This is a genomic window from Priestia sp. SRI_019 (genome assembly GCF_057586255.1).
Window position 1 is genome coordinate 262,098 of the sequence record NZ_JBYCZN010000001.1, and the last position, 19,721, is coordinate 281,818.

General features: G+C 39.4%; 19 protein-coding genes and 1 other annotated feature. Of the genes, 16 read left to right on the forward strand and 3 right to left on the reverse strand.

Annotated elements, in window-relative coordinates; translation table 11 throughout:
• The first annotated feature begins 169 nt into the window (after positions 1–169).
• The 7 genes from AC2YJL_RS01290 to yajC all read left to right on the forward strand — a co-directional run bounded on the left by AC2YJL_RS01290 (position 170) and on the right by yajC (position 5,381).
• Entirely contained in the window at positions 170–706 is a 537-nt protein-coding gene (locus AC2YJL_RS01290) for a BofC C-terminal domain-containing protein (protein WP_050688554.1), read from the forward strand.
• 297 nt (positions 707–1,003) lie between these two features.
• Entirely contained in the window at positions 1,004–1,615 is a 612-nt protein-coding gene (gene ruvA / locus AC2YJL_RS01295) for a Holliday junction branch migration protein RuvA (protein WP_251568845.1), read from the forward strand.
• Between the two features lie 16 nt (positions 1,616–1,631).
• Positions 1,632–2,633 carry a Holliday junction branch migration DNA helicase RuvB gene (gene ruvB / locus AC2YJL_RS01300; RefSeq protein ID WP_013059320.1) on the forward strand — a complete coding sequence of 334 codons (1,002 nt, stop codon included), beginning with the start codon at positions 1,632–1,634 and terminating at the stop codon, positions 2,631–2,633.
• Entirely contained in the window at positions 2,630–2,830 is a 201-nt protein-coding gene (locus AC2YJL_RS01305; protein WP_251568844.1) for a DUF2905 domain-containing protein, read from the forward strand. The genes ruvB and AC2YJL_RS01305 overlap by 4 nt, the downstream gene beginning before the upstream one ends.
• 23 nt (positions 2,831–2,853) lie before the next feature.
• A complete protein-coding gene (queA, locus tag AC2YJL_RS01310) occupies positions 2,854–3,882 on the forward strand; it encodes a tRNA preQ1(34) S-adenosylmethionine ribosyltransferase-isomerase QueA (RefSeq protein WP_025750588.1) in 1,029 nt (342 codons plus the stop codon).
• A 23-nt stretch (positions 3,883–3,905) separates the two neighbouring features.
• On the forward strand, positions 3,906–5,045 hold the full coding sequence (gene tgt, locus AC2YJL_RS01315) for a tRNA guanosine(34) transglycosylase Tgt (protein ID WP_013059317.1): 1,140 nt from the start codon (positions 3,906–3,908) through the stop codon (positions 5,043–5,045).
• A 72-nt stretch (positions 5,046–5,117) separates the two neighbouring features.
• On the forward strand, positions 5,118–5,381 hold the full coding sequence (gene yajC / locus AC2YJL_RS01320; protein ID WP_013059316.1) for a preprotein translocase subunit YajC: 264 nt from the start codon (positions 5,118–5,120) through the stop codon (positions 5,379–5,381).
• Positions 5,382–5,418: 37 nt separating this feature from the next.
• Here yajC and AC2YJL_RS01325 read toward each other — a convergent pair whose 3' ends face one another.
• Positions 5,419–5,802 carry a TIGR04086 family membrane protein gene (locus AC2YJL_RS01325; RefSeq protein ID WP_013085105.1) on the reverse strand — a complete coding sequence of 128 codons (384 nt, stop codon included), beginning with the start codon at positions 5,800–5,802 and terminating at the stop codon, positions 5,419–5,421.
• 146 nt (positions 5,803–5,948) lie between these two features.
• Between AC2YJL_RS01325 and AC2YJL_RS01330 the strand changes: the two genes are divergently transcribed.
• Positions 5,949–6,602 (forward strand): DUF421 domain-containing protein, encoded by a 654-nt coding sequence (locus AC2YJL_RS01330; RefSeq protein ID WP_407818572.1) that lies wholly within the window; start codon positions 5,949–5,951, stop codon positions 6,600–6,602.
• 20 nt (positions 6,603–6,622) lie between these two features.
• On the opposite strand, the gene spoVB is transcribed toward AC2YJL_RS01330, so the two are convergent.
• A complete protein-coding gene (gene spoVB, locus AC2YJL_RS01335; RefSeq protein ID WP_230933639.1) occupies positions 6,623–8,233 on the reverse strand; it encodes a stage V sporulation protein B in 1,611 nt (536 codons plus the stop codon).
• Positions 8,234–8,297: 64 nt separating this feature from the next.
• Here spoVB and AC2YJL_RS01340 point away from each other — a divergent pair, with 64 nt between their 5' ends.
• The 6 genes from AC2YJL_RS01340 to dtd all read left to right on the forward strand — a co-directional run bounded on the left by AC2YJL_RS01340 (position 8,298) and on the right by dtd (position 16,838).
• On the forward strand, positions 8,298–8,591 hold the full coding sequence (locus tag AC2YJL_RS01340; protein WP_025750585.1) for a post-transcriptional regulator: 294 nt from the start codon (positions 8,298–8,300) through the stop codon (positions 8,589–8,591).
• Between the two features lie 137 nt (positions 8,592–8,728).
• Positions 8,729–10,966: a protein translocase subunit SecDF gene (secDF, locus tag AC2YJL_RS01345; RefSeq protein ID WP_028410582.1), complete on the forward strand. Its 2,238-nt coding sequence runs from the start codon at positions 8,729–8,731 to the stop codon at positions 10,964–10,966.
• A gap of 140 nt (positions 10,967–11,106) precedes the next feature.
• Complete coding sequence (gene recJ / locus AC2YJL_RS01350; protein ID WP_251568843.1) at positions 11,107–13,449, forward strand: single-stranded-DNA-specific exonuclease RecJ; 2,343 nt, start codon at positions 11,107–11,109, stop codon at positions 13,447–13,449.
• A gap of 15 nt (positions 13,450–13,464) precedes the next feature.
• Positions 13,465–13,977, forward strand: coding sequence for an adenine phosphoribosyltransferase (locus tag AC2YJL_RS01355; RefSeq protein WP_013059309.1), 513 nt, complete (start codon positions 13,465–13,467; stop codon positions 13,975–13,977).
• A gap of 185 nt (positions 13,978–14,162) precedes the next feature.
• The gene (locus AC2YJL_RS01360; protein ID WP_013059308.1) at positions 14,163–16,361 is read left to right on the forward strand and encodes a RelA/SpoT family protein; all 2,199 of its coding nucleotides are present in this window, start codon (positions 14,163–14,165) and stop codon (positions 16,359–16,361) included.
• Positions 16,362–16,376: 15 nt separating this feature from the next.
• Complete coding sequence (gene dtd / locus AC2YJL_RS01365) at positions 16,377–16,838, forward strand: D-aminoacyl-tRNA deacylase (RefSeq protein WP_043976137.1); 462 nt, start codon at positions 16,377–16,379, stop codon at positions 16,836–16,838.
• Here dtd and AC2YJL_RS01370 read toward each other — a convergent pair.
• Positions 16,829–17,713 (reverse strand): N-acetylmuramoyl-L-alanine amidase family protein, encoded by an 885-nt coding sequence (locus tag AC2YJL_RS01370; protein WP_230933636.1) that lies wholly within the window; start codon positions 17,711–17,713, stop codon positions 16,829–16,831. The genes dtd and AC2YJL_RS01370 overlap by 10 nt on opposite strands.
• A 166-nt stretch (positions 17,714–17,879) precedes the next feature.
• On the opposite strand from AC2YJL_RS01370, the gene AC2YJL_RS01375 reads away from it, so the two are divergent.
• Together AC2YJL_RS01375 and hisS are read left to right on the forward strand one after the other, a co-directional pair.
• Complete coding sequence (locus AC2YJL_RS01375) at positions 17,880–18,056, forward strand: hypothetical protein (RefSeq protein ID WP_013059305.1); 177 nt, start codon at positions 17,880–17,882, stop codon at positions 18,054–18,056.
• A gap of 87 nt (positions 18,057–18,143) precedes the next feature.
• Positions 18,144–18,376: a binding site (T-box leader), on the forward strand.
• Between the two features lie 68 nt (positions 18,377–18,444).
• A complete protein-coding gene (gene hisS / locus AC2YJL_RS01380) occupies positions 18,445–19,713 on the forward strand; it encodes a histidine--tRNA ligase (RefSeq protein WP_487374616.1) in 1,269 nt (422 codons plus the stop codon).
• The last annotated feature ends 8 nt before the right edge of the window (positions 19,714–19,721 follow it).

The following is a 19,721-nucleotide window of genomic DNA, read 5'->3' on the forward strand; positions in this document are numbered from 1 at the left end:
AATATAACAAATACCCCATGTTTTCTTACCATAATATCGCAAAAGGGACTTGCTTCATAAAATAAGAGGATAAAAGAAAATAAGTAGGTCAAACTATTAGTGTAGATTTTCACAAAACCTTTTTAGATAATACTAAAAAGAGTATGATTAACGTGTGAGGTGAAGGTGAGTGAAGAAAGTCATTCATCAAGCAGCTTTTTTAATGCTAGTAAGTGTTGTGCTTTGTATAATGCCATACCGTGCAGATGCGAATGAAAAGGAGCCGATGACATTATTTCTTGAGCGCGTGTATGTGGATGGAGTCGTAAGTCAAGAAATGATCAAAAGCCCTTCTATGACGAAAAAACAATTAATGAAAAAATATAAAAATTGGCGACTGCTTAAAGAAACGGATCAAGAGCTAGTTTTTAGAACAAGCATAGACGATATTTCACCTATTTTAAAAGAAAACGGTTATGTAGGGCTTTCTGTTAACGGTATTCTCTCAGCATTTGAAGGCAAACCAGCTTCGTCGCAGCACATTATACAATCGTTTTTTCAAATTGACATCAAAAGGCTTGAGAGCTATCAGCATGAACAATTAAAGAAAGGTATTCGTGTTCAATCAAAAGATGAATATCTTTCCCTCATTAATTTCTATAAAATCTATCAGCTTCAGCAGCGGCCGCTTTCAATCAAGCAGCCGTTTTTTAGTATGGTAAAATAATTATTGAATTCAACATTCTAAATTGCTTCTATTTGCTTTTGGCGATATGTTAAAATGGTATTCAGCAGTCTAGTATTGTATATATTTTAAAAGGTCATTCATCAATAAAAGTGTGCGGTTCTATTTTTTACAGCTATTGTAAAAATAGGTTGAGAAAGATGAAAAGAGGCAAACGTTCTCTTGGACGTCTTTTAAAAAAGCAGCTTTAAAGGAAAATAGAGAACGATGCGGGCAGGATTCTTCGTAGGCAAAGTTGAAGGTCACTGCCCGCGCGTACGTGATTAAGGAGAGAGCTTATTGTTTGATTATATCAAAGGCACTGTTACATATATAAATCCTGAGTATGTAGTAATCGAAAACAACGGGATAGGCTATCAAGTCTTTACGCCGAATCCATATGTATTTTCAATTGATGAACAACCAAAGACGGTTTACACCTATCAATATGTAAGAGAAGACTTAATTGCACTTTACGGGTTTGCTTCCCGAGAACAAAAGGATTTATTTATGAAGTTAATTAGCGTGTCAGGAATCGGCCCAAAAGGCGGTTTAGCTATTTTAGCGTCAGGTAATCCAGCACAGGTTGTCCAAGCTGTGGAAGAGGAAGACGAGAAGTTTTTAGTTAAGTTTCCAGGAGTAGGTAAAAAAACAGCTCGACAGATGATTCTAGATTTAAAAGGAAAGCTGCATGATATTGTACCAGATGCCGTTCCTTCTTTATTTGCAGATTTGGACGCACAAGAAGTCAAGTCTCAAAGTTCAGAAGCACTCGATGAAGCGATTGAAGCACTTAAAGTATTAGGTTATGCAGAAAGAGAAATCAAAAAAATTGTTCCGGCTTTAATGAAGGAAACGATGACAACGGATCAGTATATTAAAGAAGCGTTAAAACGATTATTGAAACAATAAGTAAGGGAGGAGTAAAATGGACGATCGTATTGTAACGGGAGATGTTCTTGGTGAAGAAGAAATCATCGAGCAAAGTTTGCGGCCGCAAACCTTACAGCAGTATATTGGTCAGCATAAAGTAAAATCCCATCTGGATATTTTTATTAAAGCTGCCAAAATGCGAAGCGAAACGTTAGATCACGTGCTTTTATATGGTCCTCCAGGATTGGGGAAAACAACTCTTGCTACTATTATCGCTAATGAAATGGGCGTGCAAATCCGAACGACCTCAGGGCCAGCCATTGAGCGTCCAGGCGACTTAGCCGCAGTTTTAACCAGCTTAGAGCCTGGAGATGTGCTTTTTATTGATGAAATTCATCGATTAAATCGTTCAGTTGAAGAAGTACTATACCCAGCAATGGAAGATTTCTGTTTGGATATTGTTATTGGAAAAGGACCGAGTGCACGTTCCGTCCGTCTGGATTTGCCTCCGTTTACGCTAGTAGGTGCAACGACAAGAGCAGGGCTTTTATCTTCTCCTTTGCGTGATCGCTTCGGCGTTTTAAGCCGTTTAGAATATTACCAAGAAGAAGATCTTGCTTCGATAGTAGAAAGAACAGCCGCTATTTTAGATGTAGAGATTGATGAGAAAGCTACGTTTGAGATGGCTAGGCGTGCTAGGGGAACTCCGCGTATTGCAAATCGCTTGCTTCGAAGAGTCAGAGATTTTGCTCAGGTCAAAGGAGACGGAGCCATAACCGAAAGGCTTGCCAACGAAGCATTAGAAATGTTGCAGGTGGACCGTTTAGGTCTTGATCATATTGACCATAAATTATTAAGAGGGATTATCGAAAAATTTAGGGGCGGCCCTGTAGGGTTAGACACCATATCGGCTACTATTGGTGAAGAGTCTCACACAATTGAAGACGTATACGAGCCGTATCTATTGCAAATCGGCTTTTTGCAGCGAACGCCTCGAGGACGAATTGTGACGCCTTTGGTCTATGATCATTTTCAGCTGGAGGTGCCTGATCAGTGAATGATATGCCTAAGATGCTTATCACATTAGGGGGCATTTTAGTCGTCATTGGGCTGTTATGGCAGTTCGTTGGCAAGCTTCCTGGCGATATTTTTATCAAAAAAGGAAATACAACCTTTTATTTCTCGATTGTGACATGTATTCTAGTAAGCGTTGTGTTATCACTTATTTTTTATGTAATTGGCAAATTTAAATAATTAAGTAGAAACAGGTGAACATTTTGAAAGTAGATTTATTTGATTTTCATTTACCAGAAGAATTGATTGCCCAAACGCCGCTTGAGCAGCGAGATGCGTCAAGACTCATGGTATTAAACAAAGAAACAGGAAATGTGAAGCATCATATGTTTCACGACCTTCTTGATTATGTGCAAGAAGGAGATTGTTTAGTGTTAAACGACACGCGTGTTCTTCCTGCACGATTATTTGGGACAAAAGAAGATACAGGTGCTAATATTGAAGTATTGCTTTTAAAACAAACGCAAGGCGATACGTGGGAGACGCTTGTAAAACCGGCTAAACGAGTAAAAGAAGGCACGGTTATTTCGTTTGGTGACGGACGTCTGACAGCTGTATGTAAAGAAACGAGCGACCAAGGCGGACGTTTGTTAGAATTCAACTATGAAGGCATCTTTTATGAGGTTCTAGAACAACTGGGAGAAATGCCGCTGCCGCCTTATATTAAAGAGCGCTTGGATGATCAAGAGCGCTACCAAACGGTTTTTGCTCGCGAACAAGGTTCTGCAGCAGCGCCAACAGCAGGTCTTCACTTTACAGAAGAGATGCTTGAACAGTTAAAAGAAAAAGGTGTGCATATTGCATTTTTAACGCTTCATGTTGGATTGGGTACATTCCGTCCAGTCAGTGTTGACGACTTAGAAGAGCACGATATGCACTCAGAGTTTTATCAAGTGAGTGAAGGAACCGCTGCTTTACTAAACAGCGTACGTGAAAAAGGCGGTCGTATTATTTCAGTAGGCACAACTTCTACCCGTACCCTTGAAACGATTGCAACTGAGCATAACGGCAAATTTGTTGCTTCTTCAGGCTGGACCAATATTTTTATCTTCCCAGGGTATGAATTTAAAGCAATTGATGGAATGATTACAAATTTCCATCTTCCAAAATCTACGCTCATTATGCTTGTAAGTGCCTTAGCAGGAAGAGAAAACGTTATTTCTGCCTATGAACAAGCTGTAGCAGAGAAGTATCGTTTTTTCAGCTTCGGCGACGCGATGCTAATTTTGTAATTTAACATGAAAGGAATACATCAATGACAGCAATTCGTTACGAACATATAAAAACTTGTAAACAAACAGGAGCGCGTTTAGGGATTGTCCATACGCCTCACGGCTCATTTGAAACGCCTATTTTCATGCCAGTAGGCACATTAGCTACAGTAAAAACAATGTCTCCGGAAGATTTAAAAGCAATGGGGGCAGGCATTATTTTAAGTAATACGTATCATTTATGGCTTCGTCCAGGTCATGAAATTGTTAAAAAAGCGGGTGGCCTTCATAAATTTATGAACTGGGATCGTCCCATCTTAACGGATTCAGGCGGCTTCCAAGTTTTTAGCTTAAGTGATTTGCGCCGTATCGAAGAAGAAGGCGTTCATTTCCGCAACCATTTGAATGGAGACAAGCTTTTCTTATCTCCAGAAAAAGCGATGGACATTCAAAATGCGCTTGGGTCTGATATTATGATGGCATTTGATGAATGCCCACCTTATCCAGCAGAATATGACTACTTAAAACGTTCAGTTGAACGCACAAGCCGCTGGGCAGAGCGATGCCTTGAGGCTCACAGCCGCCCTCAAGACCAAGGTCTTTTTGGGATTGTTCAAGGCGGAGAGTTTGAAGATTTACGCCGTCAAAGTGCAGCAGATTTAGTTTCAATGGACTTCCCAGGTTATGCTGTGGGAGGGCTGTCAGTTGGAGAACCAAAAGATGTAATGAATCGTGTGCTTGAGTTTACGACGCCGTATTTACCAACCGACAAACCACGTTACTTAATGGGAGTGGGATCACCTGACTCGTTAATTGATGGAGCGATTCGCGGGATTGATATGTTTGATTGCGTATTACCAACGCGTATTGCACGTAACGGAACGCTTATGACAAGCGAAGGTCGTCTTGTTGTTAAAAATGCAAAATATGCAGAAGACTTCGGTCCGATTGATCCAAACTGTGACTGCTACACGTGTCAAAATTATTCAAGAGCGTATATTCGCCACTTAATTCGTTGTAATGAAACGTTTGGAATTCGTTTAACATCTTACCATAACTTATATTTTCTGCTAAACTTAATGGAGCAAGTCCGTGAAGCCATTCGCGAAGACCGACTTGGCGATTTCCGCGATGAGTTCTTTGAAAAATATGGGTTTAACGGCCCGGACGCAAAGAATTTCTAGGTCACTACAGGAATTTTCATCAAATTTATGAATGAGTACCTGTTGATAATATAAATAAAAGGAGGAGTTTTCATGGGAGTTTTACAAAATATTTGGCCATTACTTTTAATGTTTGTCATTTTCTATTTCTTGTTAATCCGTCCACAGCAAAAACGTCAAAAAAACGTACAGCAAATGCAATCAGCACTTAAAAAAGGTGATAAGGTTGTTACAATTGGCGGTATGCACGGTTTGGTAGACGCAATTGATGAGTCACAAGTTGTGGTTCGCAGCACTGACGGTTCAAAATTAACGTTTGACCGCAATGCTATTCGTGAAGTAAGAAGCGTAGATTAATAAAGAAAACGTCACGTATATGTACGTGACGTTTTTTTTATGCTTCTCGTGAACCGGCAATGTTTACGCCAACAATTCCCCCTAGAATAGCGACTCCAATAAATCCAGCGTGAAATAAGAGCTGCTGTGCAGAAAACAGGTGACTATAGCCGAGGAATTGTAGTAAAAACATTAAAAAAGAATAAGAAACACCAGTGGCTCCTCCAACGAGAAGTCCCTTTGAACCGTTTCGACCTCCCGCGATAAATCCTCCGATAAACAGTGTAATAAATGAGAGAATAAGTAAAAATAAACGTACGGATTGTTCTTCAAGCGATGTGAATTTTAAAATAAGAGAAAAGATAATGCTAATCGCTAAAGCCATCACTAAGATTGTTGCTACTCCTGCAAATACAGCGTTGCTCATTCGTTTTGCACCCAACTTGTTTCCCCCTCATGAAATAAAAAGATAGGTGAACCCTTAGTACGAGCATATTCGAGAGACCTTCAAAATAGACGCATAAAAGTAAGGCTATTTTAAAATAAATGGTACAAACTACAAGGGAATACATAAAGGAGGTCTTTGCAGTGGAGTTGTTCATCATGGTTGCGCGAACCGTTCTTTTATATGTAGTCGTTTTGATTATTTTTCGCGTTATGGGAAAAAGGGAGATAGGTGAGCTAAGCATATTGGATTTAGTGGTCTTTATTATGATTGCTGAAATGGCAGTAATGGCGATTGAAAACCCAAAAGATCCTTTACTGTATTCAATTCTTCCAATGCTAACGCTTCTTATTATTCAAATTGGCTTAGCTATATGGTCTCTTAAAAGCAATCGAATGCGAAATTTTATTGATGGCAAACCTAGCATTATTATTGAGAATGGAAAAATAAATGAACATGAAATGAAAAGGCAGCGATATAACTTCAATGACTTGCTCGTGCAGCTGCGTGATAAAAATATAAAAAATGTAGCTGATGTTGAATTTGCTATTTTAGAATCTTCAGGAAGGCTATCCGTGTTTGAAAAAGATCAGCAATCAGGTGAAAAAGGCAATTTGAATTTGCCTTTTATCATTGACGGCGTTATTCAAGAAGAGCATCTGCTGCATGAACATAAAACAACGGAATGGTTAAGGGCAGAGCTGGAAAAGCGAGGGTATTCAAACTTAGATAAGATTTCATATTGCAGCTACGACAACGGGAAATTTTTTATAGATTTGGTAGATGTGAAACAATAAAACGCGGATTGCTCCGCGTTTTATTTTCGTTTAAAATAGCGTAAAACAGAAAAACGGTTTAATTCTTCCTTTGTTATCAGTCTAAAAAGCAGCAAAAACAGTACGTATACAATGCTTGTAAGTGCAATCGATAAAACGGTTCGTAAGCTCAAAGGGATGGAAGTGAAAAGGTTCATATAAGCGAAGTGTCCAATAAAGCCTGATATGCCCATTACAGCAAAGCTGCGAAGGTACTCAAACACATGAAGCTTATACGTGATTTTTTTCATAACCGTAGACAGATGTAAAAGAGTGACAAGCATCATCCCAACAACAATTGCAAGACCAGCTCCCATAATGCCTAGATTTGGCTGAGTTGCGAGTAAGAAGATAAGAGATGTTTTGACCGCTGCTCCTATAAAACTGTTAATCATGGCGGCTTTTGCAAGGTCTAGCGCCTGCAGAACAGCTTGAAGCGGCCCTTGAAAGTAATAAAAGATAAAGAAAGGCGCCATGACTTTGACAAAAATAGCAGCTTTGTCAGAACCATACATCAATTCCATTACCGGATTAGCAAATACATAAAGAACAACAACGGCCAGTCCGCCTGTTACAAACGACAAGCGGAGAGCTTGATGAAGCCGATATTCGATTTGTTTCATTTGATTCTGTGCAAGAGATTCACTGATTGCGGGAACCAAAGAAGTGGATAGAGACACCGTTACAAAAGAAGGCAACATCAGGAGCGGGAGTGCAAAGCCTGTTAATTCTCCGTACTGCTTCGTTGCTACCGCTGTCGCTACTCCTGCGATTGCTAAACTTTGAGCTACTACAATCGGCTCTAAAAACCAAGAAATTGACCCAATCATGCGGCTTCCTGTCGTGGGAAGAGCGATTCGCATTAAGTCAAGGAACGTATCTTTGCCCGCATGTAAAGAAGCAAAAAATTTTCGTCTTACCGTTATTTTCTTCTTTCGCTTGAACATAAACACCATATAAAACAGTGAAGCTAGTTCTCCAAATACGGAAGAGAGCATAGCACCAGCCGCAGCGTACTCAATTCCATAAGGCAAAAATGCTTTTGTACATACGGCAATTAACGTAATCCGCACCACTTGTTCGATAATTTGAGAATAAGCGGCAGGCTTCATTTGCTGCTTTCCTTGAAAATATCCGCGGATGACAGACGAGACGGCGATGATTGGAATAACTGGAATAATCGCAAGCAGCGGATAGATCGTACGTGAATCTGTAAAGAAGGTTTTTGCTACAACGGGAGCGAATAATATTAGTCCGAGCGTAAATAAAACGCTCAGCGTACACGTAATACTTAAAGAGACGACAAGTATTTTTTTTATTTTATGCCTGTCACCTAAAGCTTCTGCTTCTGCCACTAACTTGGATATGGCAACCGGTAGCCCAAGCTGTGTTAAGGTGATTACTAATACCAGCGTGGGGACCGCCATCATATAAAGTCCCACACCTTCGTCTCCAATCATTCGAGCCACCACAATTCGATTGACAAACCCGAGTACACGTGTAATTAAGCCAGCAATTATTAAAATAATAGTTCCCTGTAAAAATTTAGACATATACTCACTGCTTTCTTGAGGTTTATACAGTGAATATATGCGCCCCCGGTGTCCAAGCATGACAAGTATTCCTCATACGAGAAAGAAATTTTACGCAAAATGTCAAACGGAAAGGAGGATCGATATGACACATCCATTTATTTCAGCTTCGAAAGAACTTATACAGCCTGTCTTATCGAGCAAAATGGAAGAATTTCATATGCTTGGATATGAAGAAGTAACGGAGAACGATTTATTGAGTTATTTAGAAATGAAAAAATGGAAAAAAGAAAAGGAGCTATCTCTCCATCAAGTGGTAAATGATATTTTATCTGTTAAGATCACGCAGGTAATGAGCTATGTAACAATTGAATCTTATAAATCTGATATGTTCTCAAGTGTTAATAATGGAGAAGACTGGAAAGAATTATTAAAGTAGAGCTTGTAAAATACATGTAGTAAAATTTGATAAGGTCTTTATTTGACAGACATTAGGTTATGAATGATAATTAGATTGGTCATTTATCTATTGTTATCATTTCATGTTTTTTACATAAGAAGGAGGATTTTCTGTCGATGGTTAAAAGAGGACGTATCGTTGCCTTTTTCCTCTTAGTACTGCTTGTGTTTAGTACAATCGGAACAACGATGACTGGAATTACAAAAGATATTAAACTTGGCCTCGACCTTCAAGGTGGATTTGAAATTTTATATAAAGTCAGTCCAGCTAAAAAAGGCGATGTCATTGACAAAAAGGCACTTAACAGCACGGTTGAAGCGCTGCGTCAACGTGTCGATGTACTGGGAGTTAGTGAGCCCAGCATTCAAATTGAAGGAAACGACCGCATCCGCGTTCAGCTAGCTGGTGTCACGAATCAAAAGCAAGCCAGGGATCTGTTATCAACTCAAGCAAACTTAACGTTCCGTGACGTGAACGATAAGGTGCTGATGGATGGTACAGACTTAGCGCAAGGCGGAGCAAAGCAATCGTTTGACCAAAGCAATCAGCCTAGCGTCTCACTAAAGTTAAAAAATGCGAAAAAATTTGAAAAAATCACGCGAGAGCTTTCTCAAAAACCAGCACCTAACAATTTAATTGTCATTTGGCTGGATTATGAAGAAGGAAAAGACTCATACCAAAAAGAAGCGACAAAACAAAATCCGAAGTATCTATCTGCAGCCTCTGTTAGCAGCGTGTTAACACAGCCAGATGTTGAGATTTCAGGTGGAAACTTCACAGTGAAAAGTGCAACGCAGCTGGCGGAATTGCTAAATGCCGGGTCGCTGCCGGTTAAATTGGATGAGCTATACTCTACATCCGTTGGAGCACAGTTCGGAGAAGAAGCTCTTCATACCACTATATTAGCGGGTATTATCGGCATCGGAATTATCTTCCTTTACATGCTGTTTTTCTACCGTTTACCGGGGCTTATTGCCATTATTACACTCAGTTTCTATATCTACTTGAACTTAGTTGTATTTGACTGGATGCACGTAGTTATGACGCTTCCAGGTATTGCGGCTCTTATTCTCGGCGTAGGTATGGCAGTAGATGCAAATATTATTACTTACGAGCGGATTAAAGATGAGCTGAAAACAGGAAGGTCTGTTATATCGGCATACCGGGCAGGAAATCGTCGCTCTCTTGCCACCATTTTTGATGCCAATATTACAACGATGTTAGCGGCTCTTGTACTGTTCTTTTACGGTACAAGCTCAGTAAAAGGATTTGCTACGACGTTAATGATCGGGATTGTGCTAAGCTTTGTAACTGCTGTTTATGGTACTCGTTTACTAATGAGTCTTTTAGTAAACAGCCGCTGGTTTGATAAAAAACCAGGCTACTTTGGCGTGAAGAAAGAGCAAATTCACGATTTAAGCAAAGATGACGGCACAACCGTTTTACCTACGCGTTGGGATAAAATTGACTTTGTTAAATACCGTAAAGCGTTCTTCACGTTTTCAAGTGTGCTCGTGATTATCGGTATTATCTCGGTTGCCGTGTTCAGGCTGAACCTCGGTATTGACTTTACAAGTGGAACTCGCATAGAGATTCCGGCAAATCATACCGTTACGCAGGCTGAGATACAGCGTGAAATGAAGTCTCTTGATATCGAAACGGATGACGTAGTTATTACAGGAAAAAGTAATGATACGGGTGTCGTACGTGTAGTTGGGGTTTTGAATAAAAAAGAAATTGCCAATTTAAAAGATCACTTTAAAGACAAATATGGTTCTGAACCAAATGTAAGCACCGTTTCGCCGACAGTTGGAAAAGAACTGGCGAAAAATGCGATGCTTGCGATTTTAATTGCTTCAATTGGAATTATCATTTATGTAACGATTCGATTTGAATTTTACATGGCGCTTGCAGCTGTGCTTGCTCTGCTGCATGATGCGTTCTTTATCGTTACGGTCTTTAGCTTAACGAGATTAGAAGTTGATTTAACGTTTATCGCTGCTGTCTTGACGATTGTTGGTTACTCAATTAACGATACGATCGTTACGTTTGACCGCATTCGTGAAAATATGCAGAAATTTAAATCCAAAACGTTTGACGACTTGGCGTTTATCGTAAATCTAAGTTTGCGTGAAACGTTTACTCGTTCGATGAATACCGTGTTAACAGTTGTAATTGCAGTTGTAGCACTTCTTCTATTCGGAAGTGAATCGATTCAAAACTTCTCAATTGCTCTGTTAGTAGGTTTAATCCTTGGTGCATATTCATCTGTGTTTATTGCTGCTCAGCTATGGCTTGTGTGGAAAGGAAAACAGTTGAAGCGTGAGGAACAAAAAGAAGTAGAAAGCAAGTAATTCAAAAACGTGCGAAGTATTCGCACGTTTTTTTGTGCGTGAAAATTCAAGACGTACTGTCAGAAAAATGTGCTTATTTTCTTTCGTTGCTCCATTTCATCCACTCTAGTATAATAATGTGGGTTAAGGGGTGAAGAGACATGTTACAGTCAAAAAAACGTTGGAATGTTCAAGAATGTGATGAACAACTTGTTAATGAATTTGTAGAAAACCTCAATATTACACCTCTAGTAGCTTCGTTATTACTTAATAGAGGCATGACAACAGTAGAAGCGGCGCGTGAGTTTTTACACGTTGATGCACAAACGTTCCACGATCCGTTTTTGTTGCACGATATGGACAAAGCAGTAGCTCGTATTCAGCAAGCAATTGATCATAATGAAAAAATTATGATCTATGGAGATTACGATGCTGACGGCGTCAGCAGCACTTCTGTTATGTTATCTGCTTTACAGCAGCTTGGCGCTGATGTTGATTTTTATATTCCTAATCGCTTTACAGAAGGTTATGGGCCGAATAAGGCGGCATTTGATAAAATAAGCGCAGGCGGCTATCAGCTGGTGATTACGGTAGACACAGGTATTTCGGCAGTCGAAGAAACTGCGTATGCACGTGAATTAAACTTTGATTTAATTATTACTGATCACCACGAGCCGGGGCCGGTTTTACCGGATGCTTATGCAATTATTCATCCAAAGCTGCCGGGAAGTACATATCCATTTAAAGAACTGGCAGGTGTAGGAGTGGCTTTTAAACTCGCTCATGCGCTGTTAGGGGAGCTTCCGGAACATTTGTTAGAACTAGCAGTAATTGGGACGATTGCTGACTTAGTTCCTTTAGTGGACGAAAACCGCTTAATTGCTCGCAAAGGTCTTGATTATCTCAAGCTCACGAAGCGCACGGGAATTGAAGCGCTGCTGAGCGTATGCGGAGTAAAACGTGAAGAAATTAATGAGGATACAATTGGATTTGCGATGGCTCCTCGCATTAATGCAGTAGGACGTCTTCAAGATGCTGATCCAGCTGTTCATTTACTTATGACGACAAATGCTGAAGAGGCAAAAGGTTTAGCTAAAGAAATTGATGCGTTAAACAAGGAAAGGCAGCAAATCGTAAACGATATTACAGAAGAAGCCGTTGAATTTGTTGAGAGTATGTATCCTCCGGATGAAAACAGCGTTCTTATTGTAGAGGGAGAAGGATGGAATGCAGGCGTTGTTGGAATTGTCGCTTCTAGGCTCGTAGAAAAATTCTATAGACCAACAATTGTACTAAGTATTGACTCTGAAAACCGTATTGCCAAAGGTTCAGCAAGAAGTATCGAAGGTTTTGACTTATTCGCGAACTTATCTAAGTGCCGTGACATTTTGCCGCATTTTGGAGGGCATCCAATGGCAGCCGGCATGACATTAAACAGCGATGATGTAGAAGAGCTGCGCAGACGTCTTAATGAACAAGCAAGCAACGTGTTGACCGAACAGGATTTTATTCCAATTACATCAGTTGATACAGTATGCAGAACAGAGGAAATTACGCTGGAAAACATTGAACAAATGAGTGCGCTTGCTCCATTTGGTATGCATAACCCGAAGCCAAAAGTTCTCATTAAAGATGTTCATACAACATCTATGCGGAAAATTGGTGCTAATAAAAATCATTTAAAACTCGTATTTGAAGACAGCGGTGTATCGGTTGATGCAGTAGGATTTGGGTTAGGCTATATATTAGATGAAGTATCTCCTATAGCTAAAGTATCATTAGTAGGTGAACTATCTATTAATGAGTGGAATAATATGCGCAAGCCGCAGCTGATGGTGGAAGATATTTCTGTAGATGAATGGCAGATGTTTGATTATCGCAGTGCAGTTGATGTCAAACGTTTCTTTGAGCAGGTATTTACGGATCAAATGAAAGTTGTTGCTTTTCACGCTTCAACAATTGATAAATACAAGTCGTTGCTGCCGATGGAGCATGTTGTTCTTATTCAAGATGAAGAACAGGCAAAAGCATGTATGTTTGCAGGGGAACAGATCGTTTTATTAGATTTGCCTCCTTCACAGAAATGGCTTGAATGTTTGTTTGTCCAAGGTATCCCTTCTAGAATATACGCTATTTTCTTAACGGAAGAAGACCATTATTTTGATACAATTCCAACTCGCGATCATTTTAAATGGTTTTACGGCTTTTTAGCGAAAAAGGGTCCATTTGATTTAAAACGCTACAAAGAAGATGTAGCGATTCATAAGGGCTGGTCAAAAGAAACGATTGATTTTATGGCAAAGGTGTTTTTTGAGTTAGAATTTGTTACAATAAACAATGGCTTAATTTCGTTAGTGAAAAATTCTGCGAAACGTGATTTAATAGAATCTGCGACTTATCGCCAAAAGCAGCAGCAGATTGAAATAGAAAAAAACTTTATTTATACGTCATATGTACAGCTTAAAAATCAATTTCAAGATATTTTTAAGCGTTCGATTGAATGAGGAGGCAACATTAGAATGAATTTTAAAGATTATATTACAATTGTACCTGACTGGCCAAAACCAGGTATTACATTTAAAGATATCTCAACATTAATGGACAATGGTGATGCATACCGTGCCGCAACGGATGAGATTGTAAAATATGCCAATGATAAACAAGTTGATATTATCGTAGGGCCAGAAGCTCGCGGATTTATCGTTGGTTGTCCAGTAGCATATGCGTTAGGTATCGGTTTTGCACCTGTTCGTAAAGAAGGAAAATTACCGCGTGAAGTAATCAAAGTAGATTACGGTTTAGAATACGGTAAAGACGTATTAACGATTCACAAAGATGCAATTAAGCCAGGTCAGCGCGTGTTGATTACAGATGATTTATTAGCAACAGGCGGTACAATTGAAGCGACAATTAAGCTTGTCGAAGAATTAGGCGGAATTGTTGTTGGAGCTGCGTTCTTAATTGAACTTTCTTACCTTGACGGCCGTGACAAACTAGACGGTTATGATGTATTCACATTAATGACGTATTAAGAAGAACGATCACATAAAAAAGAGTACCTGATACGGGTGCTCTTTTTTCGTTAAAAAACGTTAATACGTAAAATGGAAATGATGTAAATTTGATAAATTAAACGCAAAGGCTTTACATCCTTGGATTTTTTCAAGATAATAGTTACAATATGAATTAAAAATGCTAGTTGATAAAAGGTGATTTCATGGCAAATGAGCAAGTCCTAACAGCGGAACAGGTCATTGACAATACGAAGCGATATTTAAATGAAGAAGACGTGGCTTTTGTACAAAAAGCATATGATTTTGCAAAAGAAGCTCACAAAGAACAATATCGCAAGTCGGGTGAACCATATATTATCCACCCGATTCAAGTCGCAGGAATTTTAGTTGATCTAGATATGGATCCAGCAACAATTGCAGCTGGATTTCTACATGATGTGGTTGAAGATACAGAGATAACACTAAAAGATTTAGAAAAAGCTTTCAATGAAGAAGTAGCAATGTTAGTAGACGGCGTAACGAAACTGGGAAAAATTAAATATAAGTCTAAAGAAGAGCAGCAGGCTGAAAATCACCGCAAGATGTTTGTAGCAATGGCTCAAGATATTCGAGTCATACTGATCAAACTTGCGGATCGTCTTCATAACATGCGTACGCTAAAGCATTTACCGCAGGAAAAACAGCGACGCATTTCAAATGAAACGCTTGAAATTTTTGCTCCTCTTGCTCATCGTCTTGGTATTTCAAAAATTAAGTGGGAGCTTGAAGATACAGCTTTACGTTACTTAAATCCTCAGCAATATTATCGCATTGTAAATTTGATGAAGAAAAAGCGTGCGGAACGCGAGCAGTATTTGGCTGAAGTTATCGATGAAGTTCGAGAGCAAGTAGATGAAGTGTCGATTAAAGTTGAAATTTCAGGACGTCCAAAACATATTTATTCCATCTATCGTAAAATGGCACTGCAAAACAAGCAGTTTAATGAAATTTACGATTTACTAGCTGTGCGCATTATTGTAAATAGCATTAAAGACTGCTATGCTGTGTTAGGAATTATTCACACGTGCTGGAAGCCAATGCCAGGACGGTTCAAAGATTATATTGCAATGCCAAAACAAAATATGTACCAGTCTCTTCATACGACGGTTATCGGACCAAAAGGTGATCCGTTAGAAGTTCAAATTCGAACGTTTGACATGCACCAAATTGCTGAGTATGGAATTGCTGCTCACTGGGCTTACAAAGAGGGAAAAACAGCTGAGCATGCTTCATTTGAAGAAAAGTTGACGTGGTTTAGAGAAATTTTAGAATTTCAAAATGATGCAAACGATGCAGAAGAGTTTATGGAATCTCTAAAAGTTGATTTGTTTTCTGACATGGTTTACATTTTTACGCCAAAAGGCGACGTCATTGAGCTTCCTTCGGGTTCTGTTCCAATTGATTTTTCCTATCGTATTCATTCTGAAATCGGAAATAAAACCATTGGAGCAAAAGTCAACGGCAAGATGGTTACGCTTGATTACCGTTTGAAAACGGGGGACATTATCGAAATTTTGACGTCTAAGCATTCGTATGGTCCAAGCAAGGACTGGTTAAAGCTTGCTCAAACGTCTCAAGCCAAAAATAAAATTCGCCAATTCTTTAAAAAGCAAAGCCGCGATGAAAATATTGAAAAAGGCAAAGAGCTGGTTGAAAAAGAAATTCGTCAAATGGAGTTTGACTTAAAAGAAGTATTAACAGCTGATAATATCAAACGAGTAGCGGAGAAGTTTAATTTCTCAAACGAAGATGATATGTATGCAGCTATTGGATATAACGGATTAACTGCGGCTCAAGTAGCTAATCGTTTAACCGAGAAGTGGAGAAAGCAGCGCGATCAAGAACAAGAGATCCAAATTGATGATATTGCACGCGACACTGCGGCCAAGCGTGTTCGCCAGCATAAGCGAAAAGATTCCGGGGTTATCGTACCCGGTGTAGAGAACATGCTGATTCGCTTGTCTAAATGCTGTAATCCAGTTCCTGGAGATGAGATTGTTGGTTTTATTACAAAGGGACGGGGAGTATCTGTTCATAGAGCAGATTGTTTAAACGTTCACACAGATGATGCTGAAAGCCGTCTTATTCCTGTAGAGTGGGAAACACATATTAAAGAAGGCAAAGAGTTTAACGTGGAAATTGAAATTTCAGGATACGACCGCAGAGGCTTACTAAATGAAGTTCTGCAGGTTGTAAACGAGACTAAAACGAATATTTCAGCCGTTTCAGGAAAATCGGACCGAAACAAAATGGCTACGATTCATATGTCAATTTCTATTCATAACATCAGTCACCTTCATAAAGTGGTTGAGCGCATTAAGCAGCTTCGAGATATTTATTCAGTTCGCCGAATTATGCATTAAGAAAGGTCGTTATACATGAGAGTGGTCGTACAAAGAGCAAAGAATGCAAAAGTAACTGTTGCAGGTGAGACGGTCGGTGAGATTAAGCACGGATATATGCTTTTAGTGGGCATTACCCATGACGATACTGAAGCTGATGCAGAGTATGTAGCAGATAAAATTGTGAATTTGCGAGTGTTTGATGATGAGTCTGGCAAAATGAATTTGTCGCTTCTAGATGTAGAAGGAGAAATTTTATCGGTATCTCAATTTACGCTTTACGGAGATTGCCGAAAAGGCAGAAGACCAAACTTTATGGGAGCTGCTAGGCCAGATCATGCTGTAACGCTTTACAACTATTTTAATAAAGTATTATCAGAAAAAAATGTTCGAGTAGAGACTGGGGCATTTGGTGAAATGATGGACGTATCATTTACAAATGACGGACCGGTCACACTTATTGTAGAAAGCAAAGAAAAAACGCAGACTCACAGATGAGCCTGCGTTTTTTCTTTGCTTTGAAAGTAATGATTTAACCCTTCAGCGATAGCGGACGTCATCATTTGCTGATAACTGATGGAATTAATATACGTTTCTTCCCGTTCGTTGCTTAAAAAGCCCAGTTCAATTAATGTACTTGGACGTGTATTTTCGCGAAGAACATAATAGTTTCCAAAACGTTCTCCTTTGTCTTTCAATTTTGCATGATTAATAAGGGACTGATGAATAGAATGTGTGAGTGGACTGTCCTGATGCTGATGGTAATAATACGTCATAAGGCCAGTTAGCTGTGAGCTGTTCGTACTGTTGTAGTGAATGCTTATAAAAGCATCTGCTTTAGTCGATTGCAGCGTGCGCTGTGAAAGTAGAAGGTACTCATCATGGGTGCGGGTTAAAATGACGTGTGCGCCTTCTTTTTGAAGTTTGTTTTGTAAAATAAGTGCTGTTCGGAGAGTGAGGTCTTTTTCATATGTGCCCTGTGTGCCGATGGCTCCTTTGTCTTTTCCTCCATGGCCTGCATCAATAATAATTGTTTTGCCCTTTAGGTGCCGCAAGCTTTTACTCAGCGTATAAACAGGCTGGCGCTGCGCTACCTGCATGCTAGGCTGAACGCTGCTGAGCGCTACGGTTTTCGTGAATTTTTTAAACACCCATCCTTGAATATCCGAGCTTTCTACATAATACCAATCTCCTTGACGGTCTGAAACGGATAGTCTTGTATTCTTCGTCAATTTATTTGTAATTGAAAATGAACGTCCTGGACCGCTGCGTACATGAAGAGAGTCAGCTGTTACAATAATGGGTTGATGCACCGGTACATTTGGGCGCTCAAATGAGGACGAGCACAGTAACAAAAGGATACTTGCAGTCAAAACAGATACAGACTTCATGTTAAGATGGCGAATAGATAGACCTCCTTTTTATAACAAAATAGAGTATTCGATGAAAATAAAAAAAATCCTTTCTCTTATGTAAAAACATCTTTTTTGGGCAATGCTAATAAAAGGATAAGTAAGTGTAGGCAGGGAGGAAGAAACAATGAAGTTTAGTGAAAAAGGTGAACAATCATTTCAGCAGGTAAATCCGGTATTTGGCATTCATTTTCATGATTTTATTGACAGAGAAAGTGAAGCTTCATCCCTTGAATTGGCTTCTGAATTTGGTTTAACGCTTCGAGATATTCAGAAACTAAGAAAACAATTAGACCGCTCTTAACATGAAAGGTGCTTGACAACTGCTCATTTCATTCGTAATATAGAAAGCAATTGCTAAATTAAAATGAATGTATAACATTTTTATATTGATAAGCCAAAGATCGAGAAAAGTAGTAAAGATGACACATGGCTAGAGAGGAAATGTCTTAGGCTGAAAGCATTTCTACATGATGACTTTATGAAAGAACACTCAGGAGGCTTCACTCTGAAAAGGGAAACTTAGTAGGAGATGAACGTGTTCGTGCGTTAACGAAATGAGTGGAAACATGTCATATGTTTCAATTAGGGTGGTACCACGTGAGATCAACTCTCGTCCCTACTATGGAAAAATAGTAGAGGCGAGAGTTTTTTTGTATTGTAAATTTTAAATATAGGAGGCATATCACGTTATGTCAGTTCAAATACCTAGAGGCACACAAGATATTTTACCGGGCAAAGTAGAATATTGGCAGTTTGTTGAACAGCGAGCAAGAGAAATCTGCCGTGCGTTCAACTACCAAGAAATTCGTACACCAATGTTTGAACACACTGAATTATTTTTGCGCGGAGTGGGAGAAACAACAGATATCGTGCAAAAAGAAATGTACACATTTAAAGATCGAGGTGACCGCAGCTTAACGCTTCGCCCAGAAGGAACAGCTGCAGTTGGACGATCATTTGTGTCAAATAAGATGTTTGGAAATCCAACGCAGCCAACCAAGCTGTTTTATATTGGCCCTATGTTTCGCTATGAACGACCTCAAGCGGGACGTTTCCGTCAATTCGTTCAGTTTGGTGTAGAAGCATTAGGGGTAAATGATCCAGCTATTGATGCTGAAGTTCTTGCCCTGTTAATGAGCTTTTACCAATCGCTTGGATTGAAAAAATTAAAGTTGGTTGTTAACAGTTTAGGAGATACAGAAAGTCGTCAAGCTCACCGTCAAGCGCTTATTGACCACTTTGCACCTCGCATTGGAGAGTTTTGCAGCGACTGCCAAAGCAGATTGGAGAAAAATCCTCTTCGTATTTTAGACTGTAAAAAAGATCGGGACCATGAACTGATGGCTACAGCGCCGTCTATTCTTGATTATTTAAATGACTATTCAAAAGAATATTTTGAAAAAGTACAGCAGTACTTAACCGATTTAGACATTGACTATGTTGTAGATCCGACGCTAGTACGCGGGTTAGATTATTATAATCACACAGCATTTGAACTAATGAGTGAAGCAGAAGGATTTGGCGCCATTACAACTCTTTGTGGCGGAGGCCGTTATAATGGGCTGATTCAAGAAATCGGCGGACCTGAAACACCGGGTATCGGATTCGCTTTAAGTATCGAACGCTTATTATCTGCATTGGAAGCAGAAGGAATTGAGCTTCCGATAGAAACAGGCGTAGATTGCTATGTAGTAACTATGGGCGATGAAGCAAAAGAAAAATCCGTTTCAATTGTGAATACGCTTCGACGTGCAGGCTTTGTAGCCGATAAAGATTATCAAGATAAAAAAATGAAAGCTCAGTTTAAAGCAGCTGATCGTGTACAAGCAAAATTTGTTGTTGTTCTAGGTGAAGATGAGCTAGCAAAACAAGTTGTAAACGTAAAGAATATGGAATCTGGCGAACAGCAAGAAGTATCAATTGATCAATTGGTCAGCTATTTGCAAGAACAAGTATAAGGGGGAAC